This window comes from Actinocorallia sp. B10E7 (genome assembly GCF_039871655.1).
GTDB lineage: Bacteria > Actinomycetota > Actinomycetes > Streptosporangiales > Streptosporangiaceae > Actinocorallia.
In genome coordinates this window covers 394,993-420,816 of sequence record NZ_JBDPLZ010000002.1, presented here as the reverse complement: position 1 = coordinate 420,816, position 25,824 = coordinate 394,993, and the positions used below count along the sequence as shown (strand labels likewise).

The 25,824-nt window shown below is 70.7% G+C and carries 26 protein-coding genes; 7 read left to right on the top strand and 19 right to left on the bottom strand.

All coding sequences use genetic code 11. The annotated features are described in order from the left end of the window. Window positions 1-26: 26 nt before the first annotated feature. From infB to rimP, 4 genes are all read right to left on the bottom strand, one after another. A complete protein-coding gene (gene infB / locus ABGB12_RS07045; protein WP_347675449.1) occupies window positions 27-3,059 on the bottom strand; it encodes a translation initiation factor IF-2 in 3,033 nt (1,010 codons plus the stop codon). Between the two features lie 113 nt (window positions 3,060-3,172). After that, window positions 3,173-3,412, bottom strand: coding sequence for a YlxR family protein (locus ABGB12_RS07040; protein ID WP_347676083.1), 240 nt, complete (start codon window positions 3,410-3,412; stop codon window positions 3,173-3,175). Between the two features lie 34 nt (window positions 3,413-3,446). Beyond that, window positions 3,447-4,457 (bottom strand): transcription termination factor NusA, encoded by a 1,011-nt coding sequence (gene nusA / locus ABGB12_RS07035; RefSeq protein ID WP_347675448.1) that lies wholly within the window; start codon window positions 4,455-4,457, stop codon window positions 3,447-3,449. Further along, a complete protein-coding gene (gene rimP, locus ABGB12_RS07030) occupies window positions 4,447-4,995 on the bottom strand; it encodes a ribosome maturation factor RimP (protein ID WP_347675447.1) in 549 nt (182 codons plus the stop codon). Before rimP ends, nusA begins: the two co-directional genes overlap by 11 nt. Before the next feature lie 155 nt (window positions 4,996-5,150). Here rimP and ABGB12_RS07025 point away from each other — a divergent pair, with 155 nt between their 5' ends. Beyond that, window positions 5,151-5,633, top strand: a complete 483-nt coding sequence (locus tag ABGB12_RS07025) for a hypothetical protein (protein ID WP_347675446.1) — start codon at window positions 5,151-5,153, stop codon at window positions 5,631-5,633. After that, window positions 5,630-6,058 (top strand): ferritin-like domain-containing protein, encoded by a 429-nt coding sequence (locus ABGB12_RS07020; RefSeq protein WP_347675445.1) that lies wholly within the window; start codon window positions 5,630-5,632, stop codon window positions 6,056-6,058. The genes ABGB12_RS07025 and ABGB12_RS07020 overlap by 4 nt, the downstream gene beginning before the upstream one ends. Before the next feature lie 7 nt (window positions 6,059-6,065). Here the strand turns inward: ABGB12_RS07020 and ABGB12_RS07015 are convergent, their stop codons facing one another. From ABGB12_RS07015 to ABGB12_RS07000, 4 genes are all read right to left on the bottom strand, one after another. After that, window positions 6,066-7,121, bottom strand: a complete 1,056-nt coding sequence (locus tag ABGB12_RS07015; RefSeq protein ID WP_347675444.1) for an SAM-dependent methyltransferase — start codon at window positions 7,119-7,121, stop codon at window positions 6,066-6,068. 28 nt (window positions 7,122-7,149) lie between these two features. Further along, on the bottom strand, window positions 7,150-8,694 hold the full coding sequence (locus tag ABGB12_RS07010; RefSeq protein ID WP_347676081.1) for a hypothetical protein: 1,545 nt from the start codon (window positions 8,692-8,694) through the stop codon (window positions 7,150-7,152). Between the two features lie 100 nt (window positions 8,695-8,794). After that, the gene (locus tag ABGB12_RS07005; protein WP_347675443.1) at window positions 8,795-9,172 is read right to left on the bottom strand and encodes an OB-fold domain-containing protein; all 378 of its coding nucleotides are present in this window, start codon (window positions 9,170-9,172) and stop codon (window positions 8,795-8,797) included. 150 nt (window positions 9,173-9,322) lie between these two features. Further along, window positions 9,323-9,634 carry a hypothetical protein gene (locus tag ABGB12_RS07000; protein ID WP_347675442.1) on the bottom strand — a complete coding sequence of 104 codons (312 nt, stop codon included), beginning with the start codon at window positions 9,632-9,634 and terminating at the stop codon, window positions 9,323-9,325. Between the two features lie 184 nt (window positions 9,635-9,818). Here ABGB12_RS07000 and ABGB12_RS06995 point away from each other — a divergent pair, with 184 nt between their 5' ends. Next, complete coding sequence (locus ABGB12_RS06995) at window positions 9,819-10,838, top strand: hypothetical protein (RefSeq protein ID WP_347675441.1); 1,020 nt, start codon at window positions 9,819-9,821, stop codon at window positions 10,836-10,838. On the opposite strand, the gene ABGB12_RS06990 is transcribed toward ABGB12_RS06995, so the two are convergent. Then, the gene (locus ABGB12_RS06990) at window positions 10,807-11,487 is read right to left on the bottom strand and encodes a peptidyl-tRNA hydrolase (protein ID WP_347675440.1); all 681 of its coding nucleotides are present in this window, start codon (window positions 11,485-11,487) and stop codon (window positions 10,807-10,809) included. The two genes, ABGB12_RS06995 and ABGB12_RS06990, sit on opposite strands and share 32 nt — an antisense overlap. 82 nt (window positions 11,488-11,569) lie before the next feature. On the opposite strand from ABGB12_RS06990, the gene ABGB12_RS06985 reads away from it, so the two are divergent. The 4 genes from ABGB12_RS06985 to ABGB12_RS06970 all read left to right on the top strand — a co-directional run bounded on the left by ABGB12_RS06985 (window position 11,570) and on the right by ABGB12_RS06970 (window position 16,269). Next, complete coding sequence (locus ABGB12_RS06985; RefSeq protein WP_347675439.1) at window positions 11,570-12,079, top strand: NUDIX hydrolase; 510 nt, start codon at window positions 11,570-11,572, stop codon at window positions 12,077-12,079. Between the two features lie 97 nt (window positions 12,080-12,176). Then, a complete protein-coding gene (locus ABGB12_RS06980) occupies window positions 12,177-13,217 on the top strand; it encodes a hypothetical protein (protein ID WP_347675438.1) in 1,041 nt (346 codons plus the stop codon). 129 nt (window positions 13,218-13,346) lie between these two features. Next, window positions 13,347-15,800, top strand: a complete 2,454-nt coding sequence (locus tag ABGB12_RS06975) for a lamin tail domain-containing protein (protein WP_347675437.1) — start codon at window positions 13,347-13,349, stop codon at window positions 15,798-15,800. 79 nt (window positions 15,801-15,879) lie between these two features. Then, window positions 15,880-16,269, top strand: coding sequence for a VOC family protein (locus ABGB12_RS06970; RefSeq protein WP_347675436.1), 390 nt, complete (start codon window positions 15,880-15,882; stop codon window positions 16,267-16,269). Here ABGB12_RS06970 and ABGB12_RS06965 read toward each other — a convergent pair. From ABGB12_RS06965 to ABGB12_RS06920, 10 genes are all read right to left on the bottom strand, one after another. Further along, window positions 16,253-16,936, bottom strand: coding sequence for a helix-turn-helix transcriptional regulator (locus tag ABGB12_RS06965; protein WP_347675435.1), 684 nt, complete (start codon window positions 16,934-16,936; stop codon window positions 16,253-16,255). The two genes, ABGB12_RS06970 and ABGB12_RS06965, sit on opposite strands and share 17 nt — an antisense overlap. A gap of 17 nt (window positions 16,937-16,953) precedes the next feature. Next, window positions 16,954-17,949 (bottom strand): LacI family DNA-binding transcriptional regulator, encoded by a 996-nt coding sequence (locus tag ABGB12_RS06960; protein WP_347675434.1) that lies wholly within the window; start codon window positions 17,947-17,949, stop codon window positions 16,954-16,956. Further along, window positions 17,946-19,319 carry a GH1 family beta-glucosidase gene (locus ABGB12_RS06955; RefSeq protein WP_347675433.1) on the bottom strand — a complete coding sequence of 458 codons (1,374 nt, stop codon included), beginning with the start codon at window positions 19,317-19,319 and terminating at the stop codon, window positions 17,946-17,948. Before ABGB12_RS06955 ends, ABGB12_RS06960 begins: the two co-directional genes overlap by 4 nt. Next, entirely contained in the window at window positions 19,316-20,137 is an 822-nt protein-coding gene (locus ABGB12_RS06950) for a carbohydrate ABC transporter permease (RefSeq protein ID WP_347675432.1), read from the bottom strand. Before ABGB12_RS06950 ends, ABGB12_RS06955 begins: the two co-directional genes overlap by 4 nt. Then, window positions 20,134-21,081, bottom strand: a complete 948-nt coding sequence (locus tag ABGB12_RS06945) for a sugar ABC transporter permease (protein WP_347675431.1) — start codon at window positions 21,079-21,081, stop codon at window positions 20,134-20,136. Before ABGB12_RS06945 ends, ABGB12_RS06950 begins: the two co-directional genes overlap by 4 nt. A 60-nt stretch (window positions 21,082-21,141) precedes the next feature. Then, window positions 21,142-22,437, bottom strand: a complete 1,296-nt coding sequence (locus tag ABGB12_RS06940) for an extracellular solute-binding protein (RefSeq protein WP_347675430.1) — start codon at window positions 22,435-22,437, stop codon at window positions 21,142-21,144. A 631-nt stretch (window positions 22,438-23,068) separates the two neighbouring features. Then, window positions 23,069-23,731, bottom strand: a complete 663-nt coding sequence (locus ABGB12_RS06935) for a TetR/AcrR family transcriptional regulator (protein ID WP_347675429.1) — start codon at window positions 23,729-23,731, stop codon at window positions 23,069-23,071. A 90-nt stretch (window positions 23,732-23,821) separates the two neighbouring features. After that, entirely contained in the window at window positions 23,822-24,115 is a 294-nt protein-coding gene (locus tag ABGB12_RS06930; protein WP_347675428.1) for a Dabb family protein, read from the bottom strand. Window positions 24,116-24,289: 174 nt separating this feature from the next. Then, entirely contained in the window at window positions 24,290-24,868 is a 579-nt protein-coding gene (locus ABGB12_RS06925; protein WP_347675427.1) for a hypothetical protein, read from the bottom strand. A 145-nt stretch (window positions 24,869-25,013) separates the two neighbouring features. Beyond that, the gene (locus ABGB12_RS06920; RefSeq protein WP_347675426.1) at window positions 25,014-25,604 is read right to left on the bottom strand and encodes a hypothetical protein; all 591 of its coding nucleotides are present in this window, start codon (window positions 25,602-25,604) and stop codon (window positions 25,014-25,016) included. Window positions 25,605-25,824: the final 220 nt, after the last annotated feature.

Here is a 25,824-nt window from a genome sequence, read left to right as displayed (position 1 = left end):
TTCCGGAGCGCCCCTTCACCGACTCGTTATGCCCGAGGCTTCTCGCGCATCTCGAAGGTCTCGATGATGTCGTCGAGCTTCAGGTCCTGGTAGCCGATGCCGATACCGCACTCGAAGCCCTCGCGGACCTCGGTGACATCGTCCTTCTCCCGGCGGAGCGAGGAGACCGACAGGTTGTCGGCGATGACCACGCCCTGGCGGACCAGCCGCGCCTTGCTGTTGCGGTTGACCGTGCCGGACTGGACCATGCAACCGGCGATGTTGCCGATCTTCGGCACCTTGAAGACCGCGCGGACCTGGGCGGTGCCCAGCTGCGCCTCTTCGAACTCCGGCTTGAGCATGCCCTTGAGGGCCGCCTCGACCTCTTCGATCGCGTTGTAGATGACCGAGTAGTAGCGGATGTCCACGCCCTCGCGGTCCGCCATCTCCTGCGCGTTGCGCTCGGGACGGACGTTGAAGCCGATGATGACCGCGCCCTCGGACGCCACCGCGAGGTTGACGTCGTTCTGCGTGATCGCGCCGACGCCGCGGCGGATGATCCGCAGGTTGACCTCGTCGCCCACGTCGATCTTGAGCAGCGAGTCCTCGAGGGCCTCCACCGAACCGGACACGTCGCCCTTGAGGATGAGCAGCAGTTCCTGCCGCTCGCCCTTCTCCAGCTCCTTGAACAGGTCTTCCAGGGAGTGCTTGGGACGGCTCTTGAGCAGTTCGGCGTTGCGCTTGCGCGCGGCCCGCTTGTCGGCGATCTGGCGCGCCATCCGGTCGTCCTCGACGACCAGGAAGCTGTCGCCCGCTCCCGGCACCGCGGTGAGGCCGAGGACCAGCACCGGACGCGACGGGGTCGCCTCCGTGACGTGCTCGCCGTTCTCGTCCAGCATCGCCCGGACGCGGCCGTGCGCGCCGCCGGCGACGATGGAGTCGCCGATCCGCAGCGTGCCGCGCTGGACCAGCACGGTCGCCACGGGGCCGCGGCCCTTGTCGAGGTGGGCCTCGATCGCGACGCCCTGGGCGTCCTGGTCGGGGTTGGCCCGCAGGTCGAGCTCGGCGTCCGCGGACAGCACGATCGCCTCGAGCAGCCCGTCGATGTTCAGGCCTTGCTTCGCGGACACGTCCACGAACATGGTCTGGCCACCGAACTCCTCGGCCACCAGGCCGTACTCGGTGAGCTGGGCCCGCACCTTGGTCGGGTCCGCGCCCTCCTTGTCGATCTTGTTGACCGCCACGACGATCGGCACGCCGGCCGCCGTCGCGTGGTCGATCGCCTCGGTGGTCTGCGGCTTGACGCCGTCGTCCGCGGCGACCACCAGCACCACCAGGTCGGTGGTGTCGGCACCGCGGGCACGCATGGCCGAGAAGGCCTCGTGACCCGGGGTGTCGATGAAGGTGATCTTGCGCTCCTCACCCTCGACATCGGTGGTCACCTGGTAGGCGCCGATGTGCTGGGTGATGCCGCCGGCCTCGCCCGCGACCACGTTGGCGTTGCGGATGGCGTCGAGCAGCTTGGTCTTGCCGTGGTCGACGTGACCCATGACGGTGACGACCGGGGGCCGCGCGACCAGGAGCTCCTCGCCGCCCTCGTCCTCGCCGAACTCGAGGTCGAAGGACTCCAGCAGCTCGCGGTCCTCGTCCTCGGGGCTGACGACCTGGACGTTGAAGTCCAGCTCGGCGCCCAGCAGCTGCAGCGACTCCTCGGTGACCGACTGGGTGGCGGTCACCATCTCGCCGAGGTGCATCATGATCGCCACGAGCGACGCCGGGTTGGCGCCGATCTTCTCGGCGAAGTCGGTCAGCGACGCGCCCTGGGCGAGCCGGATGACCTTGCCGTTGCCGCGCGGGGCGTTGACGCCGCCGATCGCCGGCGCCTGCATGTTGTCGAACTCTTGACGCCGCTGCTTCTTGGACTTGCGCCCGCGGGCCGGACGTCCGCCGGGACGGCCGAACGCGCCCGCCGTGCCACCGCGGCCGCGGCCGCCGGGGCCGGGACGGCCCGCGAAGCCGCCACCGGGACGACCTGCGCCGCCACCGCCGCCGGGGCCTCCGCCACCGGGACGCGCGAAGCCGCCGCCACCGCCGGGACGGCCTCCGCCGCCACCGGGACGGGCGAAGCCGCCACCGCCGCCGCCACCGCCGGGACGGCCTCCGCCGCCACCGCCGGGACGCGGGCCGCCGCCGCCACCGCCGCCGGGACCACCGGGACGTCCGGTGCCCTGCGGGGGACGGGAGGGCATGTTCATCGGGCTGGGCCGCGGGCCGCCGGGACGCGGCGGCATGTTGCCCGGCGAGGCCGGACGCGGACCGCCGGGACGCTCGCCGCCCTGCGGACCGGGACCGCCCGGACGCGGGCCGGGACGCGGAGCCGCCGGACGAGGACCGCCCGGACGCTCGCCGCCGCCCTGCGGACCGGGACCACCGGGACGCGGGCCGGGACGCGGGCCCGGCTTGGGCGCGCCCATGCCGGTGTTGGTGGAGCTGAAGGGGTTGTTACCCGGACGCGGGCCACCCGGACGGCCACCGCCGCCGGGGCGCTGGCCCTGGGCGGGACGCGGGCCGGGCTTGGGGCCCGGAGCCGGCCGCGGGCCGGGCTTGGGGCCCGGGGTCGGCGGGCCCTGCTGCGGCGCCGGGGGAACCGGCGGGCGCGGGGCGGCCGGAGCCTGCGGCACCTGGGGGACCTGCGGAACCTGCGGGGCCTGCGGGGCCTGCGGTGCCTTGGGGGCCGCCGCGGCGGGGGCCTCGGGCACCGGCGGGCGCGGACCCGGCTTGGGGGCCGCGGGGCCGGGACGCGGGCCCGGCTTGGGGGCTCCCGCGGACACGGGACCCGGCTTCGGAGCCGCGGGGCCCGGCTTGGGGCCGGGACGCGGCGCTGAGGGACGGGGGCCGCCAGACCTGGCGCCACCCGAAGAGGACTTACCGAACGCTTCGGTGAGTCGACGAACTACCGGCGCCTCGATCGTCGAAGACGCTGACCGGACGAACTCGCCCATTTCCTGGAGCTTGGCCATGACGACCTTGCTCTCGACACCGAACTCCTTGGCGAGTTCGTACACCCGGACCTTGGCCACTGCACTCCCAATCTGGCCCGGGTCGTGTCGCCGGGCCGTCGCTAACCAGTCATCGCGTACTGCTCATCGAGCGCTCATAGCAATCTCGACCTGCTTCCGACTAGATCTCTTACTCACACAGTGCTGTCTCGTAGATACCGCAGCAGACCAGAAGTATCGGGCGCCGCTCCCAAACGCAAGGCCCGAGAGAAGACCCGACGGCGAATCGCCTGCTCCAGACATCCGAGATCGTGGTGCAGCCAAGCACCACGTCCCGGCAGTCGCTTACCGGGATCGGGGAGGAGTACTCCCTCCACCGCCACGACTCGCAACAAGTCAGCGCGGGCCGCACGGACCCGGCAGCCCACGCACATGCGCTGCGGGGCCGAGTGGCCACCATTCATCAGTCTACCCCGCCGGAGCCTCGGCGGGGTCGGCGGTCTCGTCCCCCGGACCGGCGGGGGTGTCCGGACGGATGTCGATCTTCCATCCGGTGAGCCTGGCCGCGAGACGAGCGTTCTGCCCTTCCTTGCCGATCGCCAGCGACAACTGGTAGTCCGGGACGATCACCCGGGCCACCCGCTGCTCCGCGTCGACGACCTCGACACTGTTAACCCGCGCGGGCGACAGGGCATTCCCGACGAACGTCGCGGGGTCCTCCGACCAGTCCACAATGTCGATCTTCTCGCCGTGCAGCTCGGTCATGACGTTGCGGACCCGGCTGCCCAGCGGGCCGATGCAGGCGCCCTTGGCGTTCACCCCGGGCTTGCGCGAACGGACCGCGATCTTGGTGCGGTGCCCCGCCTCGCGGGCGATCGCGGCGATCTCGACGGTGCCGTCGGCGATCTCCGGGACCTCCAGCGCGAAGAGCTTGCGCACCAGGTTCGGGTGGGTGCGGCTGAGCATCACCGACGGGCCGCGGTGCCCCTTGCGGACCTGGACCACATAGGCCTTGATCCGCTCGCCGTGCTCGTACGCCTCGGTCGGGACCTGCTCCTGCGGCGGCAGGACCGCCTCGAGCCTGCCCAGGTCGACCTGGACGTTGCGCGGGTCCTTGCCCTGCTGGATCACGCCGGCGACGATGTCGCCCTCGCGCCCGGCGTACTCGCCGAAGGTCAGCTCGTCCTCGGCGTCCCGCAGCTTCTGCAGGATGACCTGCTTGGCGGTGGTCGCCGCGATCCGGCTGAAGTCGTCCGGGGTGTCGTCGTACTCGCGGGCGGCGCCCTCCTCCCCGGTCTCCGTCGCCCAGACCGTCACATGCCCGGTCCCGCGGTCCATCTCCACCCGGGCCTTGTCCGCCGCGCCGTCGGTGCGGTGGTAGGCGATGAGCAGGGCGTCTTCGATCGCCCTGACCACGACCTCGAACGAGATGTCCTTCTCCCGCTCCAGGCTGCGCAAAACGTTGATGTCAATGTCCATGAGGCTCCCCGTCCCCACCTTCCTCTTCGTCGTGGAGCAGGTCTTCTGCCTCGATCCGGCGGAACTCCACCTGGACCCGGCCGGGGCCGACGGCCGCCAGCGGGAAGACCTGCTCCCCGCCCGCCACGTCCAGCCGGATCTCCCTCTCGTCCGCGCTGAGCACCCGCCCCTGCAGCTCGACGCCCTCGGCGGTGGTGAACTTCACCAGCCGCCCCGCGGCCCGGCGCCAGTGGCGCGGCTGCGTGAGCGGGCGGTCCACCCCGGGCGAGGTGACCTCGAGCACGTAAGGGCTGCCGCCCAGGACGTCCGTCTCGTCGAGCGCCGCCGAGACCTCGCGGCTGATCACCGCGATGGCGTCCAGGTCGACTCCTCCGTCGGCGTCCACGATCACCCGGACCACCCGCCGCTTGCCCGCCTGGGAGACGATGACGTCCTCCAGGTCGTGGTCGGACGCCTCGACCAGCGGCGTCAGCAACTCGACCAGCGCGGCCTTCTGGCGGTCCCCCCGAACGCGTCCGTCGCGCGCTGCTGCGCTCACGGGACCTCCCTATTGGCTCTTTCGGGCGCTATACCTACGCTCTGACCAGACAAGACTATCGACAGCCTGACCCCAGGGTGTGTATTCGCACGCTCCGACCCCCTGTGTGGGATGCTGTCCACCGCCTTCAAGCGATCTTTTCGGAGGAGTCCCGCTTGCCCGTCCCCGTCTCCCGCCGCGCCGTGCTGGGCGGTGCGGCCGGGCTGGTCTGCCTCACGGCCTGCGAGAACCCCGCGGCCCGCGACCTCTCGCCCGGCCCCGAGGTGGCAGTCCTGCTCGGCGCGATCGCGGACGAAGAACGCCTGATCTCGCTCTACGAGCAGGTCACCACCACCTACTCCGGCCTGTCCAGCGCCTTCACCGACGCTTTGCGCGATCATCGTGAGCATCTGGCGGTGCTGCGCCGCCACTACGTGCCCGGGACGGGGGGCGCCACCGCCACCCCCGCGGTCTCCGCCACCCCCTTCGCGCCGCCGTCGAGCGCGGCCGAGGCGGTGCCGACGGCGCGCGCCGCGGAGAAGGCCGCGGCGGCGGCCAGGGTCACGGACATGGCGGGGGCTCCCGCCGGGCTGGCGCAGCTGCTGGCCAGCATCGGGGCCTGCGAGGCGGGTCACGCCACCGCGCTGGGGCTGAGATGAGCGATCTGACCCTCCTGCAGACCGTCCTGGCCGCCGAGCACCGCGCGGTCTACGGCTACGGGCTGGCCGGGGCCCGCCAGAGCGGCGTGCCCCGGCAGCAGAGCACCGCCCTGTGGCAGGCCCACCGCACCCGCCGCGACCGGATCGCGACCATGATCGCCGAGCGGGACGGCGACCCGGTGGCGGCCGAGCCCTCCTACCGGCTGCCCGACGGCGCCCCCGCCCAGCTCGCGGCCGGTCTGGAGGAGGAGCTGCTCTCGGCCTACCTGGGGCTGGCGGGGGCCTCGGACGCCGCCCTGCGCAAGTTCGCCGCCCAGGCGATGCAGGAGGCGATGACCCGGCGGGTGCGCTGGACGCGCACCAGCCCGCCCAGCCCCTTCCCCGGCCTGCCGGAGGACCGGCTGGCCCCCGCGGAGGGCTCCTGAGGCCGCCTCAGGGCCTGCGGGCGACGATCACGTCGCGGACGATCGCCTGGTCGACGCGGTGCCGGAACCTCCGGTAGGGCCCCTCGTCGAGCGGCTCCAGACCGGCCTCGGCCAGGGCGGCCAGGGCGTCCTCGCGGCTGGTGACGTGGGTGTTCCAGGAGATGCCGACCGCCCCTCCGGGCCGCAGTAGCCGCACCCAGCCGGGCAGGGCCCGGGTGAGCAGCTCCAGGGGGCTGCGGGTGAGGCTCTCGCGGTTGCGGGCGCCGTGCTGGACGCCGTAGGGGGCGTCGGTGACGATCACGTCGAAGGAGTCCGCCGCGAAGAAGTCCGCGGCCCGCGTGGTGTCGGCGTTGACCACGGTGAGCCGGCGCTTGTCGCCGGACTTGTACTCCTCCTTCGACACGCCGTAGGAGACGTCGAGCCTGCGTCCCACGAGCCTGCGGTCCCGGCGGACGGGGACGATCTCGGCGGTGTGCTTGAGCCGCTTGCGCTTCATCCAGGTGCGGAGGAAGCCCGCGTAGGCCTCGAAGTCCTTGCCGTCGATGTCGATGCCGTCGGCGTTGTAGCCGTACATCATCGCCTGGTTGAGGGTGGTGCCCCGGCCGCACATGGGGTCGAGGACCCGCAGCGTCCGGTCCGCCATGTGCGGGCCGGAGGCGGAGGACCAGAGGGTGACGTTCAGCAGCAGCTTGGTGAAGTACTCGTTGGTCTTCCCCGAGTACTTCTGGATGGTCAGCAGGTCGTCGTCCAGCCGGTCCAGCGGGCTCAGCTCCACCGGGTACAGGGCGGTGCCCCCGGGCCCGTCGTCTCCGCCCAGCCGGAACAGCGCGTAGAGGGACGACAGGTTGGACAGGAACGCGACGTCACGCGCGGACAGGTCCTCGGCGGAGAAGACGAGGTAGGGGACGCCGCCGATGCTCCGGCTCTCCACGTCCCCGATCCGGCCGCCGAGGACGGCCCGGTCGAGGACTTCCAGCTCCGCCTCCATGAGGGTGACCGACGACTCCGCGTACACCCGGTTGGCGGACGGTCTGATGAGGATCCCGAAACGCTGCGTGTTCACCGGAGAATTCTAGGAGCCGGACGGACGTTCAGCGCTTGTCCCGGACGGCCACGAGCCCGCCGATGACGCCTATGTAGGCGGTGCCGTCCGGTCCCAGGTTGATGGGAGCCCAGTTGTTGTCGAAGTACTTGCCGGTGCCGGTCAGGACCTTGTAGGCGGTCCGTCCGGTGTGGAAGTCGATCGCCGTCAGGTACCAGGCGTCTATGCCGTCCTTGCGGGGCTCCTTGGTGTAGGCGTAGACGAGGCCTCCGGGGACGCTGGCCTTGGCGACGGTGGAGGGGCTGCGCTCCCTGCTCGTCCAGACCGTCCGGCAGCCTCGTGACGTGACGTCCACGCGGGCCAGTCCGCCGACGGACGAGGCTCCGGGGGCCAGTTCCAGGAAGTTGCGGTAGCCGGAGTTGTTCTCCACCACGAGGCTGCGGCCGAAGCCGATCAGCGAGTTGTCGCTGGCCGACCTGTTCTTCCAGAACACCGGGACCTTGCAGACGCGCTTGCCGTCGCGGAGTCGGTGCACGAGCACGTTCATGCGGGGTTCGGCGTTGTCGTTGATCGCCACGTACTCGCCGTCCAGGAGCGTGGGGGTGGCCCCCGAGCCCCGGTCGAGCTGGCCGGACTTGCGGCGCACCCCCCGGTCGTACGTCCTGCGCCAGAGGATCTTCGGCTTGCCCGCCTTGTCGGCGCGGAGCAGGTACAGGGCGTGGTCGCTGACGATCGAGACTCCTCGGCGGCCGGCCGCGAAGGAGTTCTGGATGTCCTCTCCCCTCAGCCGGAGCACTCTGACGCGTCCGTTGCGCGGGTCGAGGGTTCCGACGCGGCCCTTGCGGGTGACCCACCAGATGAGCCCCTTCCAGTCGGGCTGGACCGAGGTGATGGGGTCGCACTCCCCCCTGGGCTCGGGGTTCTTCCAGGTCGGGCAGGAATGGGGGACGTGTCGGGCGAGGTTCCAGTCGTCGGTGACCTTGAACTTCCAGCCGCGGGAGGTCCGGACGTGGGCGAAGCGGCGGAGGTGGAAGGCGGAGTCGGCCAGGACGGCGCGGTCCTGGGCGTCCAGGTAGTAGTAGGCGCCTCCAGAGGTGTCGGTGAGTACCTTGTCGAGGTCCAAGGCGGTCACCGCGGTCACCGTGGACGGGCGGCCGGGCAGTTCGTAGGTCGCCAGGTCCTTGAGGGTGCGCGGGTCGATGAGCCGCAGCGTGAACGTGCCGCCCTTGGTGCACTGTGCGACGAGCAGCCCGCTGCGGCGCGCGTAGTTGACGGTGGAGCACAGTGCGGGCAGGCCGCCCGCCTTCGCCTCGGTGAGCACCTGCGGGTCGCGTCCCAGAGGGCCGAGGAACGGGTAGGTGTCGGAGGCGTAGCTGTCGGCGTGCATGGCGGCGTATCCGGGGGCGGCCATGTGCGGATTGGCCGGGACCGGCCGTCCCGGGATGGCCTTGGGCACGGCCGGGGACCCGATGTAGGCGGGTACGGCGTCGCGTCCCGGCCCGTCGGGGATGGGAGCCGCGTGGGCGGGGACAGGGGCGGGAAGACAGCACAGCGCCAGCCCCGCCACCCCGTATGACCATCTTCTCCGGTTCATCTGCACCACGAGCCGCCTCCTCTCCCCCGAGCACGATCGACCGGCCCGCGCGTCCCTTCCGGAACGCGCGGCCCCGCCAATCTAACAAGCGGCCGCTTGGTTACAAGGGGGGCGCCGAAAACGGCCGCCACCGCACGAGCCCGTCCCGCACGACGGCCTGGACCCGCATTCCCGGCGTGATCTGGGTGGGATCCCCGTCCACGAGGTTGCCCTGCATGAGGACGTGCTCGCCTTCGTCCAGCCGCACGCACAGAACGGCGTACGACTCCCCGGTCGGGCGGCGGTGGACGATCCAGCTGGAGACGCGGCCCGCGCCCAGCGCGGGCACCCAGGCGGAGTCGAGGGACCCGCAGGCGTGGCAGGAGTCCCGGACGGGGAAGCGCTTCCCTCCGCACTCTCCGCACTGCTGCAGCAGGACCTCCCCCCGGTCGACGACCTGCCACCAGGTCATGGAGTCACGGTCGGCATCGAGTCGCATCACTCGCCTCCTCGCACGGGAAGAAGGGAGTATAGATAAGTCCCCTTACATCCGCCCTGGTGCGAGAAGTTACATTTAGGCGTTAAGTGAGCGAAGTGCGGTGTTCCACCATGTCTCACGTTCCGTGCCCGTGGAACACCGCTTCTCAAGTCACGTGACGGGACTCGCCGCGAGCACTTGCGCGACTCTCGACGCGGCCCCCGGCACATCGTCGGCCGCGGCTATGCGCTCGGCCCACGACCACCAGAACCACCAGCCGTCCGCGCCGCGCTCCGCCAGGATGTTCTCCGTCAGAGCGGACGCTTCCGGGTTCATCACGTGCAGGCAGGGCGCCGTGCCGAGCGGCATGGTCAGCCTCACCCTCAGACCGCGCTCGACGAGTTCGTCGCCGAGCCGTTCCAGATAATCGATCCGCGTCTGCATGGACTGCAGGGGCGCGGTCGTCCCCGTGTCGTCAGGCATTCCCGTTGCTCACTTTCGCAGAGATCGCGTGGCCCGACACGATTCACACTTCCCGCACGCCGCGGTCCCCGCAAGAGGCAGCGCCGGATCTAGTTCGACGACCCCCCTTATGGACTAGATCGCCATGCTCTTCCTTGGCAATCGGGATAGATTTCCTGCTAGCCGACGATGAGAGGTATGGACGATGTCGCAAGACCCGTACACCACCCGGCGGGACTTCGCCCTGCCGGGCCAGCCTTCGCCCGCCGAGCCTGAGGGCGGGCAGGACGGGTCCGACGCGACTCCGCCGCTGGGCGCCGCCCACCCCGCGCAGCGTCCCCCCGCCATCGACTTCGCGCAGACCGTGCGGGACCCCGCGCCGGTGTCCGGGGAGACCGTCCTGGACCACACCCGGCCCGTGCCGATGCCGCAGCAGGACCGGCCCGCCGCGGACGCGCGGCAGGACCGTCAGGTCGCGCCGCTCCCGCAGGCCGAGCAGCGGCAGCCGGCGCCGCCCTCTCCGCAGCAGTCTTCGCAGGGCTACGCCCCGCAGGGGTACCCGCCGCCGCAGGGACACCCCCAGCAGGGCTTCCCGCCCCCTGGGTACGCCCAGCGGCCTCCGCAGCCCGCGGCGCCCTCCGGCGGAGCCTGGCACCGCCAGCACTACGCCATCGGCGTCTTCCTGGTGCTGTACGGGCTGACGAACCTCGTCACCGGCCTGCTGGGTTTCAGCAACCGGAAAGTCGAGGTGGCCGCCTACTTCGGTGACGGGCTCGCCATGCCGATCCTCGTCGCCGTCAAGTGCCTGGAGGCGCTGCTGCTCGCCGTCACGGCGGCCGGGCTCATCCGCAAACGGGACGTCTGGTTCCTGCCGGGACTGCTCGGCTGGGTGCTCGGCTTCGCCGCCCTGTGCGTCCTCGACCTCTTCAAGGGCCAGTTCGTCACGCTGGCCGAGCACGCCGTGTACACCCTGCTCTTCGGCGTCCTGCTGTTCCTCTCCTACGCCCTGAGCGCCAAGGTCCGCGCCGCGCGGCTGCAGACCTCGGGGCAGCCGGGGCAGCAGCCCTTCCCTGCGCCGTCCGGGCCCGCCCCCGCGGGCGCTCCGCAGGGGATGCCGCCGCAGGGGATGCCGCCGCAGGGCGGCCCCGCGCCCTCCGGCCTGTCCCGCACCCAGGAGATCGCGCTCAACACGCTCAACCGCTGGCAGCGCCAGGGAGGCCGGTGACCAGCCAGGCGACGGCGGTCATCGTGCCGGGCGCGACCTCGGTGTACCCGGCGTCGCGGACGCGCACGGCGGCGCGGGCGACGGCCTCGTCCCACGGCACCTCCGCCAGGTGCACCGGCGCCCCGTTCTCCAGCCAGGACCCGCGCTCCGCCGGGCCGAGCGATCGGTAGAGCAGGTGCGCGGCGTGTCCGGACTGCGCGGCGGCCTTGCCCGTGCTCATCCCCGCCCCGGGGTTGAGCGCGACGACCCCGTAGGGGACGGCGGGCGCGGGCACCGCGGCGTGCTCCAGGTCGGTCCCGGCCACCTGGAGCTTTGCTATCCGCGCCGGAACCTCCGTCACCGGCCCCGGCGCGAAGGCACGGACCTCGGCTCCCCGCCAGGAGACGGTGACCCCGGGAAGCTCCTGAGCGTCCTTCCAGCGCGCTCCCCTGGCCCGCCGCACGACCTTGCGGATCCGCCCGTCCTCCCAGCGCCCGACCTCCTGCGCGAAGGCCGGGTCGGCCAGCAGGCGGACGACGGCCGAGGCCGCCGCGGCGCAGACCGCCTCGTGCGAGGGCGGCTCGGCCTTCTCGACCCGGACGGCCAGCTGCAGCGCCCAGGGCGGCTCGCCCGGGGGATCGTCGTGTACGACGGGCGGATGCTCGATCATGGTCGAAGGTTAGGGCAGTCGAGTCAGAACGGAGGGGCGGGTGCGGCCGATTTCGTCGCGGGAGGTCTACCGGAACCGGTGGATGAGCCTGCGTGAGGACAGGATCAGTCATCCGGACGGCTCGCCGGGGCTGTACTCGGTGGTGGACAAGCCCACCGCCGCCTGCGTCATCCCGTACGAGGACGGCGGATTCCATCTCATCGAGCAGTACCGGTACCCGTTGCGCCGCCGGTCGTGGGAGTTCGTGCAGGGCACCTGGCCCGAGGACGGGCCGCCCGGGGAGGAGCTGGCCCGCGCGGAGCTGGCCGAGGAGACGGGGCTGCGCGCCTCCTCCCTCACCCCGCTGGGCCGGGTGGCCATCGCTCCGGGGCTGACCAGCCAGGAGTGCGACGTCTTCCTCGCCACCGGGCTGACCCGGGGACCGGTGGACCGCGAGCACACCGAGCAGGGCATGGAGCAGCGCTGGGTCTCCCGCCCGGAGTTCGAGAAGCTGATCCGGGACGGGGTGGTGTTCGACAACACCACGCTCGCCGCGTTCACCCTGTTCCTTCTCTCGCCGTTCCTTCTCTCGCCCTCGGCGGAGAGGTCCTGATCCGGTCGTTATATTCCGGGCCTCTCGCGGGTAGGTGAACGGTTGACGCCTTTGGGGGCGGCGACCGGAGCGGAGCGGGCAGTTGACTCTCACGCACATGATCCCCGGTACGGGGACGTACTTCGTCGGCATCGACATGCCTGCCGGCAGATACCGCTGCACCGAGGGGCGGGGCGGATGGTGGGTGTTGTTCCGGGGCGAGGCGGGTGACCGCCCGGTGGGCGCGTGGCCGCTGGGCCCGGGCCCCGCCGAGGTGGACATCTCCCCGGGTGACTTCGCGTTCGAGACGCACGTGCCGTCCTCCTGGACGCTGGTGGCCCCGGCCGGCGAGGCGCCGGGCACGCCGCGTCCGGTGGCCGACCCGACCCTGCGCACCGAACTGGACTCGCTCGTGGCCCGGCGCGGCCCGCTGCTGCGGCTGGCCCCGCCCGTGCTGGCCGCGTTGAGCGTCGCCGCTTTCCTCCTGCTGGGCGGCGCCTGGCTCTGGCTGGCGCTGCCGCTGATGGTGGTGGCCTTCTGCTCCCGGCGGCTGCTGGACGACGTCCGCCGCGCCCGAGCGCTGGGCGACCGCGCCGACCGCTATCTGCTGCCCGAGGACTTCGACGACGAGGCCTCCGCGCTGCTGGTCCGCGTCCAGCGGGCCGCCGAGCAGGTGCGCGGCGCCCAGGTGGTGCGCGAGGGCGTGCTGGAGGGCCTCGATCCGCAGGTGGAGCTGCCCCGCCAGGAGTGGGAGATCGCCCAGGTGCTGGCCCGCCACTCCCGGCTGCGCCGTGACGCCGAGGCGCTGGAGCAGGCTCCCGAGCTCGCCGCGCTGCGGGAGGCCCAGCGGGAGAAGCTCCAGATCTCGGTCGCCGCCGTCGCCCGCCGGATCGAGGCGCTGGAGCGCTACGCCCGCAGCGCCCTGGAGGCCGACGCCGCCTACCGCGCCTGCCACGCCCTGGAGGCGCTCGCCGAACGCGACCTGGAGTACGACGAGCTGCTCGCCGACACCGTCCGGGACGAGCTGGAGGTCCCGGCCATCGACCATCTCACCGAGCAGAGCGACGAGCTGCTGCGGACGCTCCGGCACCGGCTCGCCGAGGCCACTGAGGCGGCCAGGAGCACGCTGCCGCCGGAGGAGGCGGGGAGGGCCGGGTGAGGACTGGGTGAATCTCCAATCTCACCGGACTGAACACTCCCTGATTAGTGGGAATCTCCCCTTTTCCTGGCGGCGGGAAAGCAGGATCCTGACGCGGAGATCATTGATCATCCTCCTAGGAGCCCTCCCGTGGCAATCCCCCTCGCGACGTCCCGGCGGGCGTCCCGGTTCGGCTGGCTGCTCGCCGCGCTGAGCCTTCCCGTGGCGCTGGCCGTGGTACCGCCCGCGCACGCAGCGTCGGCCGACCTCGTCATCTCCGAGGTCTACGGCGGTGGCGGCAACTCCGGCGCGGTCCTCACCAACGACTTCATCGAACTGGCCAACGCCGGGACGACCCCCCTCAGCCTGGACGGCTACAGCGTCCAGTACATCTCCGCCTCGCCGGGCGCCTCCACCACCTGGCAGGTGACGCCGCTCGGCGGGACCGTCCCGGCCGGCGGCAGGTTCCTCGTCCAGGAGGCCGCCGGGTCCGGCGGCACGCTGGCCCTGCCCGCCCCCGACACCGTCGGCACGATCCCGATGTCGGGCACCAACGGCACCGTCGCCCTGGTGGCGGGCACCACCGCGCTGACCTGCAAGACCGCGGCCGACTGCGCGGCCGACGCCACCGTCAAGGACCTCGTGGGCTTCGGCAGCGCGGTGGTCCGCGAGGGCACCGCCGCGCCCGTGCTGAGCAACACCACCTCCGCGGCGCGCGCCACCCTGGTCGACACGGACGTGAACTCCGCCGACTTCAAGTCCGGCGTCCCGACCCCGACGAACGCGGCGGGCCAGACCGTCGACGTCGGAAACCCCGGCGGCGAGCCCCCCGCCGCCAAGCGCATCCGCGACATCCAGGGCAACACCCGGATCTCGCCGCTGAACGGCCAGACCGTGAAGGACGTGCCGGGCGTCGTCACCGGCGTCCGCGCGTCCGGCTCGAAGGGCTTCTGGATCCAGGACCCCGAGCCCGACGCCGACCCGGCCACCAGCGAGGGCGTCTTCGTCTACACCGACGCCGACCCGACCGTGGAGATCGGCGACTCGGTGCTGGTCAGCGGGAAGGTCACCGAGTACCGGCCGGGCGGCGGGGCCAACCAGACCCTCACCGAGATCAGCGGCCCGACCGTCACCAAGGTGAGCGCGGGCGGCACGCTGCCCGCCGCGGAGGCCATCGGCCCGGACACCCTGCCCGGCGCCTACGTCGCGCAGCCCGGAGGCAGCATCGAGAGCCTCCCGCTGGAGCCCGCGAAGTACACGCTCGACTGGTACGAGGCGCGTGAGGGCATGCGGGTCTCGGTCTCCGACACCAGGGTCGTCAGCCCCGCCAACGAGTACGACGAGGTGTGGGTCGAGACCAAGCCCGGCCAGAACCCGACCCCCCGGGGCGGCGTCATCTATAAGTCATACGAAACACCCAACAACGGCCGACTCAAGATCATCACGATGAGCGGCGACGCCCCGCAGGTCGACGTCGGTGACACCCTGACCGGCACCTCGGCCGGACCGCTGGACTACCAGCGGTACGGCGGCTACACGATGATCGCCTCGCAGATCGGCGCCGAGCGGGACGGCGGCATCCGCAAGCAGGTCGTGAAGCGCCACAAGAGGGGCAGCCTGAGCATCGCCACCTACAACGTGGAGAACCTGGCCGCCACCAACGCCGACTCCAAGTTCGCCCGCCTCGCCCAGGGCGTCGTCGGCAACCTCGCTTCGCCCGACATCGTCGCCCTCGAGGAGATCCAGGACGACAACGGCCCCACCGGCGACGGGACCGTCGGCGCCGCCGCGACCCTGGACAAGTTCACCGCCTCGATCAAGGCGGCCGGAGGCCCGTCCTACCAGTGGCGGCAGATCGACCCCGTCGACGGCGAGGACGGCGGCCAGCCGGGCGGCAACATCCGGCAGGCCTTCCTGTTCAACCCCAAGCGGGTCGACTTCGTGGACCGCGAGGGCGGTGACGCCACCACGGCCGTCACCGTGGTCAAGGGCAAGAAGAAGAACGACGTCCGGCTGTCGGTCTCACCCGGCCGCGTCAACCCCGGCAGCGAAGCCTGGGAGGACAGCCGTAAGCCCCTGGCCGGCGAGTTCGTCTTCCACGGCGAGAAGTACTTCGTGATCGCCAACCACTTCGCCTCCAAGGGCGGGGACGACTCGCTGCACGGCCGCTACCAGCCGCCGACGCGAAGCAGCGAGGTGCAGCGGCTCAAGCAGGCCGGCGAGCTCAACGCCTTCGTCAAGGAACTGGGCGCCGCCAGCTCCGGCGAGGCGAAGGTCGTCGTGCTGGGAGACATCAACGACTTCCAGTTCTCCCCCGTGATGAACACCCTGACGGGCGGCGGCGCCGACCTGTTCAACCTGATCGGGACGCTGCCGGAGGACGAGCGCTACAGCTACGTCTTCGACGGCAACTCCCAGGCGCTCGACCACATCCTGGTCAGCCCGTCCATCAAGGGCTACTCCTACGGCGTCGTGCACATCAACACCGAGTTCCACGACAAGGCCAGCGACCACGACCCGCAGGTCGTGCACCTGCCCCCGGGCTGCGACGACGGCAAGCCCGCGTCCCGCTGCGAGGCCCCGCTGCCCTACAAGACGAAGTGACCCTCCTCGTCTGAACGCCCCGCCCCCGGTGTCTGATTCGTTCAAGACTCCGGGGGCGGAGCCGTTCTAGCGTGGACGCATGAAGCCGCAATTCGATCTGATCGGCCTCGTGGTCGCCGACATGGCAGCCTCGCTGGCCTTCTACCGGCTCCTCGGCCTGGACATCCCGGCCGGGGCCGATGCCGAACCGCACGTGGAGGTGCCCCTGCCGGGCGGGCTCCTTCTGGCCTGGGACCGGGTGGACGTGATCAAGGGGTTCGACCCGCACTGGACGGCTCCGACCGGCTCGTCCCGGGTCAGCCTGGCGTTCCGGTGCGACGGCCCCGCGGAGGTGGACGCCGTGTACGCACGTCTCGCCGCCGCCGGATACCGGGGCCTGGAGCCCTGGGACGCCCCCTGGGGGCAGCGTTACGCCGTCGTCCACGACCCCGACGGCAACGGCGTCGACCTGTTCAGCCCGTCGGCTTGAACGCCGAGGCCGGGACGCCGGTCAGCGCCTTCACCTCACGGCTGAGGTGGGCCTGGTCGGCGTACCCGGCGCGGAAGGCGACGTCGGCGAGCGGAATCCCGGCCGCGACCAGGGAGACCGCCCGGCCCATCCGCCGGATGCGGGACAGGGTCTTCAGCCCGTAGCCGAAGGCGTCCAGGCAGCGCCGGTGCAGGTGCCGCTCGCTCAGCCCGGCCCGCGCGGCGATCAGGCGCACCGGATCCCCCGCGCCGAGCCCGGCCAGCGCCTCGCCGATCACCGGATCGGCCGGTCCGGCCTCGGCCAGCCGCGCGGCGGCCACCGCCGCCAGGATCCGGCCCGGCGCGTCCGTCGCCGCGAGCCTCTCCGCCAGCCGCCGCGCCTCCGCTCCGCCCCACAGGTCCGCCAGGGGCACCCTCCGGTCGGTGAGCTCCCTGGCGGGCACGCCCAGGACGCGGGGGCCGACTCCGGAGGCCAGCCGCAGCCCGGTGAAGACCGCCCCCTCCGAGTCGCCCAGGTAAGGACCGGTGTCGGGGCCGGCGACGATCACCTCGGCGCCCTCCCAGATCAGGTCCAGGCATCCGTCGGGCAGCACCCGGTAGGGGCCGCCGGACACGGTGTTGCGCCAGAGCACCCCGTGGGCCTCCGGCGCCGCCCGTTCGGTGTACATCCCTTCAGTCTGCCCGCTCAGCTGGACTCGCGGACCACCAGATGGGTCTCCAGGATGATCGCCAGGGAGTCCAGGTCGCGGCCCTGGATCCGGGCGACCAGCAGCTCGGCCATCGCCCGGCCCATCTCCTCCACCGGCTGGTGGACCGAGGTGAGCGGGGGCTCGGTGTGCCGGGCCATCTTCGAGTCGTCGAAGCCGACCACCGCCACGTCCCCGGGGATGCTCCGGCCCGACGCCCGCAGGACGTGCATCGCGCCGATGGCCATCGGGTCGGAGGCCGCGTACACGGCGTCGATCTCCGGGTCCCGCTCCAGCAGCTCGCGCATGGCCTCCGCGCCGCTCCCCTCGGAGAAGTCGCCTTGTGCGACCAGGTCGGGGCCGGGGTTGAGCTCCCGGTAGCCGGCCAGACGGTCCAGGCCCACCTGCATGTCCTGCGGGCCGGCGATCGCCGCGATGCGCCGCCTGCCCCGGTCGACGAGGTGCTGGACGGCCTGACGCGCGCCGCCGCGGTTGTCGGCGTCGACGTAGGCCACCGGGGTCCGGCCGGGAGACGAACCGGCCATCACCGTCGGAAGGCCGCGTTCCTCCAGGCGGCGGGGCAGCGGGTCGTCGCCGTGCAGCGACAGCAGCAGCGCCCCGTCCACATGCCGGCCGGTCAGGTAGCGCTCCAGCCGCTCGTGGTCGGCCGGGGTCTGTGCCATGGCCAGCAGCAGCTGCAGGCCGGTCTCCGACAGCCCGGAGCTGATGCCGCGGATGATCCCGGCGAAGAACGGCTCGCCCCACACCCGCTCCTCGGACTCCGAGACGACCAGCGCGACGGTGTCGGTCCGCCGGGTCACCAGCGTCCTGGCGGCGGGATTGGGGACGTAGCCCAGCTCCTTGATCGCCTTCTGCACCGCCTCGCGGGCCTTCTCGCTGACCTTGGGTGAGCCGTTGATGACCCTGGAGACGGTGCCGCGCCCCACTCCGGCACGCGCGGCGACCGCCTCGAGGGTTGGGCGCTGTTCAGTCACGGAAGACCATTTTGCCGTGAGATCTTCCCGTACCAGCGGGCGCTGGCCTTCGGGGTCCGCTTCTGGGTCTCGTAGTCGACGTGGACGAGGCCGAAGCGCTTGCCGTAGCCCCAGCCCCACTCGAAGTTGTCCATGAACGACCAGGCGAAGTAGCCCTTCAGCGGCACCCCGTCGGCGATCGCGTCATGGCAGGCCTCCAGGTGGGCCTCGATGTAGGCGACACGCTCGTGGTCGTCGACCTCGCCGTCGACGACGGTGTCGACGTAGGCCGCGCCGTTCTCGGTGATGTAGAGCGGCACGGACGGGTACTCCTTGGCGACCCGGGTGAGGATCTCGTGCAGGCCGCCGGGGTCGACCTCCCAGCCCATGTCCGTCACGGGGCGTCCGCCGTGGACGAAGGAGACGTGCGCCGCGCCGGGCCACGGCGAAGCCGAGGCGAACGGGGAGGTGGCGACCATCCCGCCGTCGCTCTCGGCGCTCACGGTGTGGCGGGAGTAGTAGTTGATGCCGAGGAAATCGAGCGGGCCTCCGATCAGCTCCATGTCCCCGGCCTGGATGACGTCCTCGAACCCGAACGGGGCGAGGTCCCGCACGACGTCCGCCGGGTAGGAGCCGCGCAGCAGGGCGTCCAGGAAGAAGCGGTTCTGCAGCCCGTCGATGCGGCGGGCGGCGTCCAGGTCCAGCTCGCTGCCGGTGGCGGGCGAGACCGCGTACAGGTTGGGCGCCGCGCCCGCCAGCCCGTCGCCTTCGCGCAGGACGGGCGCGGCCAGGCCGTGCGCGAGCAGCAGGTGGTGTGCCGCGCGGACGGCGAGCTCCGGCGAGCGCAGACCCGGCGCGTGGTCGCCCGAGGCGTAGCCGAGGAAGGCCGCGCACCACGGCTCGTTCACGGTGAACCAGTGCTTGACGCGGTCGCCGAGCGCCTCGCGGACGACGGCCGCGTAGTCGGCGAACCGGTAGGCGGTGTCGCGGGCGGGCCAGCCCCCGGCGTCCTGCAGTTCCTGGGGCAGGTCCCAGTGGTAGAGGGTGGCGTAGGGCGTGATCCCCGCTTCGAGCAGGGTGTCGGCCAGCCTCCGGTAGAAGTCCAGGCCGCGCTGGTTGACGGTGCCGCCGGACATGATCCGCGGCCAGGAGAGGGAGAACCGGTACGCGCCGACGCCGAGAGAGGCCATGAGCTCCACGTCCTCGGCGTAGCGGGCGTAGTGGTCGTTGGCGACGTCGCCGTTCTCGCCGTTCAGCACCCTGCCCGGCGTGTGGGCGAAGGTGTCCCAGATGGACGTGCCTCGTCCGTCCGCCGCGGTGGAGCCTTCGATCTGGTAGGCCGAGGTGGCGACCCCCCAGGCGAAGCCCTCCGGAAACCCCCGAGTGGTCATGCCTTCACGGCTCCTTCCATGATGCCGCCGATGATCTGGCGGCCGAAGAGAACGAAGATGACGATCAGCGGGACGGTCGCCAGCGCGGTCCCGGTGAAGACGAGCGTGTAGTCCTGGAAGTGCGCGCCGTTCAGCGCGGAGATGGACAGCTGGACGGTCGGGTTCGACTGCGTCAGCACGGCCATCGGCCAGATGAACTCGTTCCAGGTCTGCATGAAGGTGAACAGCGCGAGGACCGCGATGGCCGGGCGCAGCGCCGGCAGCACGACGCTCCAGTAGATGCGCAGCGTGGAGCAGCCGTCGACGCGCGCCGCCTCGATGAGCTCGTCGGGCACGGCCTGGACCGCGTACTGCCGCATCAGGAACACCCCGAAGGCGTTCACCAGGAACGGCAGGATGACGGCCTTGAGCTCGCCGGTCCAGCCGAGCTTCACCATCATGATGTAGAGCGGGATGATGCCCATCTGCTGGAGCGGCACCATCATGGTGAGCAGGACCACCAGCAGCAGCCCGTCGCGGCCGCGGAACCGCAGCTTGGCGAAGGCGAAACCGGCCAGGCTGCTGAGCACGACGACCGACAGCGTCACGGTCGTCGCGACGATCGCGGAGTTCAGCATGCCCCTGGCGAAGTGTGCGTCCTCGGTGGCGAAGAGCCTCTCCAGGTTCTCGCCGAGGTTGCCGCCCGGCAGCATCGGCGGCGGCACCATGCCGACGACGTCGTTGGAGCGGGTCGCGACGACGAACATCCAGTAGATCGGGAACGCCGACAGGAGCAGCGTCACGACGAGCGTCGCGCGGGTGAGCAGGGTGGCTTTCACTGGGTCCCCCCGATCCGCCGGGTGAACAGGAAGCTGAAGAAGCACACCAGCAGGATCATCATGAACAGCATCCAGGCGACCGCCGAGGCGTACCCGTAGTCGAAGTGCCGGAACGCGTTCTCGTACATGTACATGGCCACCGTCTGGAACTGGCCGAGCGAGCCGCCTCCGACGTCGCCCTGGGCGAACATCACCGGCTCGGTGAACAGGGACAGGCCGCCGATGGTCGAGGTGATCGTGGTGAAGACGATCGCGGGCTTGAGCATGGGGATGGTGATCTGCCAGAACTGCCGGCGGGGGGAGGCGCCGTCGATCGAGGCCGCCTCGTACAGGTCGCGCGGGATGGCCTGCATCGCGGCCAGGTAGATGAGGGCGTTGTAGCCGGTCCAGCGCCAGTCGACCATGACGGAGATCGCCGTCCAGGAGCTCCACTTGTCGGCCGTCCAGTCCAGGCCGTCGGTGCGCAGCAGCCAGTTGACGAAGCCGTAGTCGCGGGCGAACAGCTGGCCGAAGACGACGGCCACCGCGACGATCGAGGTGACCATCGGGACCAGGACGCCCAGCCGGTACAGCAGGCGGAAGCGCATGCGCTTGTTGAGCGCGTTGGCCAGCATCAGGGCGAGCACGAGCTGCGGGATGGTCGCCAGGACGAACATGCCGAGCGTGTTGGCGACCGAGTTCCAGAACTCGCCGTCCTGGAGGAGCTCGGTGTAGTTCTCCAGGCCGATCCATTCGCGGTCGCCCGCCAGCTCCCAGTCGTGCAGGGACACCCAGACGGTGAAGCCCAGCGGGAACAGGCCGAAGATCGCGAAGAGGATGAAGTACGGGGAGACCAGCAGGTAGGGGGCCGCCTTCAGGTCGACCCAGGTGGACCACCTGGACCTCGGCTTGGTGGCCTCCGGCGGCGCGGGAGGAGCGGCGGGGCGCTTGCTCACGTCGAGCATGGGACTGCCTTTCGAGGACGGGGGCGGCGCCGCCTGCGCGGCGCCGCCTCACGGGGTCGTCTATTCGGCCTTGTCCCGGCCGTCCTCGATGGCCTTCTTCCAGGCCTCGTCCGGGCTGAGCTTGCCCTGTCCGAGCGCGACCAGGACGTCCTCGAACACCGTCCGGACGTCGACGTTCTTCACGCCGAGCTGGACCGGCTGGAGCGAGGCGGCGGTGGCGGCGAAGATCTGGCCGACCGGCGCGTCGTTGAAGTACTCGTTCTTGGCGTCCTTGACCTGCGGGTCGGCCAGCGCCTTCTGGGAGGTCGGCAGCGCGTTGACGGCCTTGAACGCGGTGATCTGGGACTCGGCGCCGGTCAGGAACTTCGCCAGTTCAGCGGCTTCCTTCGGGTGCTCGGACTGCTTGGGCACGGCCAGGAACGAGCCGCCCCAGTTGCCGCCTCCGCCGGGCACCGCCGCGACGTCCCACTTGTCGTCGTAGGCGTCGCCGGCGTTCTCCTTGATCACGCCGAGCATCCAGGCCGGGCAGGCCATGGTGGCGAAGGAGTCCTTCTTGAAGCCGGTCTGCCACTGCGGGGTGAAGCTCTTCAGGCCCGCGGACAGCTTCTCGTTGCTGAGACCGGTGACGAAGTCGAACGCCGTCTTCACCGCCGGGTTCTTGTCGGCGATGTAGTTCTCGGAGGCGTCGAAGTAGGTGGTGTTGCCGTTCTTCGGGGCCTCCTGGGACAGGACCGCGTTGAACAGCGTCGTCAGGCCGTCCACGAACTTGGTGTCGGGGACCTTCGCCTGGAACTTCTTGGCGGTGTCGACGTAGGCCTGCCAGGTCGGCCACAGCTTGCCGACGTCCTCGCGGGCGGTGGGCAGGCCGGCCTTCTCGAACAGGTCGGTGCGGTAGCACATGGCCAGGCCGCCGACGTCGGTGCCGAGCGCCATCAGCGACTTGCCGTCCAGGCTCTGGCCGAGGCTCCACTTCCAGGGCAGGAAGTCGTCCTTCAGCGCGGCGCCGCCGTACTCGTTGAGGTCGAGGAACTTGTCGGACTGGCCGCGCAGGTTCGTCAGGACGCCCTCTTCCAGCGCCACGACGTCGCCGGCTCCGCTGCCGGTCTCCAGGTACTTGAGGAGGTTGGGCACGTAGACCTTCTCGTGCTCCTTCTCGTTCCGGTGCTCGATCTTGATGCCGGGGTGGTCCTTCTCGTACTGCGCGAAGAGCTCTTCGTAGCCGAAGCTGCCGAAGGTGTCGACGGTCAGGGTGATCTCCCCGGAGCCGCCGGAGTCATCGGACGAGCAGGCGGAGCCGGCGGCGAGCACACCGGCGAGGACGGCCGCGATCGCAGCGGACCGGCGGGTGAACTTCATGGTTGTTCCTCCCAGGACGGGGTGGGGAGAAGCGGGCTCTTCGTCGAGCCCTCGGGGGGTTGTGGGAGCGCTCCCACGCATCACAGCCCCCGGATACCGAGCCCGTCAAGTGCTCGAAACACAACCGTTATCCGCGATCGACCTCGAAGGCCCCGGGAAATAGACCAAGCAAGCGCTTGCGTCTGAAAGATTTTCAGGTTAACTTTCCTGGCATACCACCGGGAGCACCCCCTTCTCCACCTGCGCTCCCGGACCGGAACCCGTCGCCGGGCGGGAGAGATCGCGCCCTCTCCCGTCCGTGCGACGTCGGCGGAGCACGGACCGATCGCTCAGAGCACGGGAACACGGGAACACGGATTCGTCGCCCACCACGGCGTCACTTCCACGCAGCAGGCCGAACGGGCCCTGGCCCTGATGAAGCAGAAGTACCGGCCCATCACCGTCATGGGCAGCCCGCGCCACGCGGCCGTCTGGGCCAAGACCGGCGGACCGGCGTACTACAGAGAAGCGGTTCGACCGGCTCAAGGCCCGGGGCTTCTACCCGGTCCAGGCCGACGCCGAGGACGGCCGGTACTCCGCGATCTGGAGGAAGTGAGCCGGTGAGGACGGAGCGGGGCGCGGCCCCGCTCCGTCAGTGCACGTGGATGCCGTCGAGCAGCACGCTGAGGTAGTGGTCGGACAGCGCCTTGACGTCCAGTCCCTCCTCCGGCCTGAACCAGCGCACGGCGACCCAGATGGTGTCCCGGATCATCCGGTAGGTGAGCCGGGACTCCAGGTCCGCGCGGAAGAGGCCGGCGGCCTTGCCGTTCTCGATGGCCGTGACCCACATCTTCTCGACCTCCTCCTCGGCGTTGATGAGGTAGGCGAAGCGGTCGAGGCCCTTGAGGTAGTTCCAGTCGTTCTGCAGCACCGTGATGGCGGCGCGGTGCGGCTCCAGGGTGCCGAAGGCGATGCGCACCAGGGAGGCGAGCACCTCCTCGGGGCTGCCGCCCTTCTCGATGGCCGCGCGGTCGGCCGCCATCAGCTCGGTGAAGAAGTTCGACAGGATCTCGTCCACGATCGACTCCTTGGAGTCGAAGTGGTGGTAGAGGCTGCCGGAGAGGATCCCGGCCTCGTCGGCGATCTCCCGGACCGTGGTCGCCTGGAAGCCCTTCTTGGCGAACAGTTCCGCCGCCAGCTTGACCAGATGGTCACGGCGTTCGGAGGCCAGTCCCGTCGCGCCCCGGGCGCGGCGGCGGCCGCCTCCCTCACGGGCCGAAGCCCTGGCTCGTCCGCTGTTCGTCGTGGTAGTCACCCCTTTATTATGCAGCTCCCGCCCAACCGCTTGCTCAGTCACTCAGGTTGTCATCTTGTTAAACCTTGAGCAAGCGCTTGTTAAATATGACTAGCCGGGCAGCACGTACTGGGCCCTGGCCACGTCCGCCGCGATCGGATCGATGCACTTCTCGATGAACGCCCGATGGACCGGATGATCGCGATAGGTGAGGAAATCCTCAGGGCTGTCGAAGTCCGCGACGAGCACGAAATCCCTGTTCCCGGGGTTGATCCCCGGCCCGTACTCATACCGGCGAATCTGCGGGATCTCCCCCGGCAGCTTCGCCAGCTCCGCGGGCACCGCGGCCTTCTGCTCCCCGGTGGCCTCGGGCGTCCAGGTGAACATCACAACATGTCTGATCATGCCCTCAGCCTAGGGCCGCGAGGCTCGGGCGGACGGAGCCGCGCCCCTTCAGGGCAGGACGGGAAGGGGGCCGAGCCGAAGGCCTCCCGCCGTCGGAGGCGTCGCCGGTGAGGAAGAGGCGAGCCCTCTCCACGGCCCGGTGGGGGCGGCGTCGCCGCCCCCACCGGGGAGAGATCAACCGCGCTTGTAGACGTACACCGCGTCGAGGGTGCTGTCGCCGCCGTCGGCCTCGAGCACGAGCTTCAGGGTCTTGGCGCCGCAGGTGAAGAAGGCCGCGGGGGGGATGAACGGATCCGTCTCGCCCTTGCGGTAGGTCTTGACGATGCTGTGAGAGCCCAGGTACTTGCCGTTGGCGGTCTCGGCCACCTTGGCGTTGCCGGAGGCGCTCTGCACGTTGAGGAGGATCCCGCCCTTCTTGTTCCCCCTCAGGGTGGACTTCATCTTGAGGGTCTTGCGGAAGACGCTCGTCACGCTGTAGGCCTCGCCCTCCAGGACGCCCTTGGTGACGACCTTCTTGGAGCGGTTGAAGTCGTAGGTGACGGTCTTCTTGGTGATGGTCAGCCGGGTGCCCTCGCCGCCCTTGGCCTTGGCCGTGTAACCCTCGCTCCTGCTGTCCAGCTTGTACTGGGTGAGCTTCCACTTGCCCACGGCGCAGGGCTGCTTGGGCGCCGCCGCTGCCGCGGTGGGAAGGGCGAGGGCGGCGCCGGCCGCCAGGGCTGCGGCCAGCGCCACACGGGTGGGTACTGCGAACAAGGTCGACCTCCGTAAAGGGATGATCGACAAAGGTACAGCCGTCACATAACAGGATGAACAGCGAGATCAGTAACCTTGCGGTCTCTTTCGCGAGGTCAGAGCCGATGATGCGGGCGGCGGCCGTCCCGGCCGCCGTCCCCACCGCTCAGGAGCGCCGGTACTGGATCTTCACTGCGCTCGTGCCGAAGGCGTCCCGCTTCTTGGCGTGCAGCAGCAGGCTCCGCCCATTGCAGCGGAAATTCGCACGGTGCGGGGTGAGCGCCACCCATTCCCCGCGGCGGTAGGTCTCCACGATGCTGTACTTGGCGAGCAGCTTCTTCTCCGGCCGCAGTTGGCCGAGCAGCCCGTTGGCGTCGCCCCGGGCACTGGCGGGCCTGGTCGCCAGCACACCGGAGCGGGAGCCCCTGAACTTCGACTTCAGCGACAGCTTTCCCCGGTAGCTGGCCCACAGCGCGACGGGCTCGCCGGAGCGGGTGCCCTTGGTGATGGCCGGCTTGGAGTGGTCGAAGTCGTACACGGCGCCCCCCGGGGTGACGCGCAGGCGGGTGCCCTTGCCTCCCGTGGTGCTGAGCGAGACGTCCTTGCCCTTCATGACCATCGAGTACTTGGTCAGCGTCCAGTTCCCCATGAGGCAGGAGCCTCGGCCGGGGGCCGCGGCGGCGGAGCCCGGGAGCGCGGCGACCGCTGCCGCGGCCAGGACGGCGGCGAGTGTGAAACGGGCATGGTTTACGACCACTGTCGACCTCCTGTGTTGGATGGTCGACCAAATTACAAGGAATGGCTTCGGATAACAGCGCGAACTCCGGTTCTTTTAAAGATATCCCCGCCGATGAAATCACAACAATTACGCACCATTCCCGCTATTTCACAGTACTCCTCCCAGCCGTATCGCCCTCCCGGAGTTCCCGGGAAAACCAGAGGCTGTCATGATGTGATCGACCTTTTGTGGGGGTTCT

Excerpts from the sequence above, each read along its gene's own strand:
- ABGB12_RS07040 (WP_347676083.1), bottom strand. The coding sequence starts at position 3,412 with ATGTGCGTGGGCTGCCGGGTCCGTGCGGCCCGCGCTGACTTGTTGCGA.
- ABGB12_RS06940 (WP_347675430.1), bottom strand. The coding sequence starts at position 22,437 with ATGAAGTTCACCCGCCGGTCCGCTGCGATCGCGGCCGTCCTCGCCGGT.
- ABGB12_RS06990 (WP_347675440.1), bottom strand. The coding sequence starts at position 11,487 with ATGATCGAGCATCCGCCCGTCGTACACGACGATCCCCCGGGCGAGCCG.
- ABGB12_RS06965 (WP_347675435.1), bottom strand. The coding sequence starts at position 16,936 with ATGTACACCGAACGGGCGGCGCCGGAGGCCCACGGGGTGCTCTGGCGC.
- ABGB12_RS06930 (WP_347675428.1), bottom strand. The coding sequence starts at position 24,115 with ATGATCAGACATGTTGTGATGTTCACCTGGACGCCCGAGGCCACCGGG.
- ABGB12_RS06970 (WP_347675436.1), top strand. The coding sequence starts at position 15,880 with ATGAAGCCGCAATTCGATCTGATCGGCCTCGTGGTCGCCGACATGGCA.
- ABGB12_RS07005 (WP_347675443.1), bottom strand. The coding sequence starts at position 9,172 with ATGCGACTCGATGCCGACCGTGACTCCATGACCTGGTGGCAGGTCGTC.
- ABGB12_RS07000 (WP_347675442.1), bottom strand. The coding sequence starts at position 9,634 with ATGCCTGACGACACGGGGACGACCGCGCCCCTGCAGTCCATGCAGACG.
- ABGB12_RS06985 (WP_347675439.1), top strand. The coding sequence starts at position 11,570 with ATGAGCCTGCGTGAGGACAGGATCAGTCATCCGGACGGCTCGCCGGGG.
- ABGB12_RS07020 (WP_347675445.1), top strand. The coding sequence starts at position 5,630 with ATGAGCGATCTGACCCTCCTGCAGACCGTCCTGGCCGCCGAGCACCGC.
- ABGB12_RS07010 (WP_347676081.1), bottom strand. The coding sequence starts at position 8,694 with ATGAACCGGAGAAGATGGTCATACGGGGTGGCGGGGCTGGCGCTGTGC.
- ABGB12_RS06980 (WP_347675438.1), top strand. The coding sequence starts at position 12,177 with ATGATCCCCGGTACGGGGACGTACTTCGTCGGCATCGACATGCCTGCC.
- ABGB12_RS06995 (WP_347675441.1), top strand. The coding sequence starts at position 9,819 with ATGTCGCAAGACCCGTACACCACCCGGCGGGACTTCGCCCTGCCGGGC.
- ABGB12_RS06955 (WP_347675433.1), bottom strand. The coding sequence starts at position 19,319 with ATGACCACTCGGGGGTTTCCGGAGGGCTTCGCCTGGGGGGTCGCCACC.
- nusA (WP_347675448.1), bottom strand. The coding sequence starts at position 4,457 with ATGGACATTGACATCAACGTTTTGCGCAGCCTGGAGCGGGAGAAGGAC.
- ABGB12_RS06945 (WP_347675431.1), bottom strand. The coding sequence starts at position 21,081 with ATGCTCGACGTGAGCAAGCGCCCCGCCGCTCCTCCCGCGCCGCCGGAG.